Origin of the sequence: Polynucleobacter sp. MWH-Loch1C5 (genome assembly GCF_018881775.1) — a bacterium.
Taxonomy (GTDB): Bacteria; Pseudomonadota; Gammaproteobacteria; order Burkholderiales; family Burkholderiaceae; genus Polynucleobacter.
The window spans coordinates 1-710 of record NZ_JACVPR010000006.1; the positions used below are offsets into that span (position 1 = coordinate 1).

Below are 710 nucleotides of genomic sequence, written 5' to 3' on the forward strand. Positions count from 1 at the left end.
ACAATTGCAACTTTAACAATGGCAAGTGGAAATAGTATTACTCGCTCTACCGGAACTTCTAGTCTGACTATTTCGGGCGTGTCTACTATTGCTAATTCCATTACTACGAGCGGTACACAAACATATACGGGTGCTGTGACATTAATAGGTGACACAACGCTATCGACTACGAATAGTGCTATTAGTTTAGGAACGGTTAATTCCGAGACCAATGTTCCACATGATTTAACTGTAACAACTGGAAGTGCAGGTATTACTGTTGGAAATATAGGCACAGGTACCAATGGTAGATTGGGTGCTGTGACTTTGACTAGTGGTGCGGCAATGACTTTGAATGCGGTCACTGCAACTGGATCAATTAATGTAGCTACTTTGTCTAGTAATTTAACAGTAGCTGGTAATCTAACAACAACTGATACATCTGACTCTGCCATCATCCTGAATGCCGGTAAATCAACAGCTGCTGGTACTACTACAGGCGGCAACATCATTATCTCCGGTAGCCCAACCATCACTGTAGGCGCCGGTGGTCGTGCGACGTTCTATACGGGTAGCATCTCTGGTTCGACTGGTTTAACAACTTTGATTGGTAGTGGTTCAGGTAACTTCCGTTATAACAGCGATGAATCGGCAACTAACTACAGTCTGGCTTTAGGTACTGGTAATTATGCAATTTACCGTGAGCGTCCGACTCTTGCCATCACTGCTGA

Annotated in this window: 1 pseudogene; it reads left to right on the forward strand. The window is 43.8% G+C overall.

Annotation, left to right across the window (positions count from 1 at the left end):
• Positions 1-18 precede the first annotated feature (18 nt).
• Positions 19-710, forward strand: a pseudogene (locus tag ICE94_RS08435) (hypothetical protein); the annotation flags it as partial.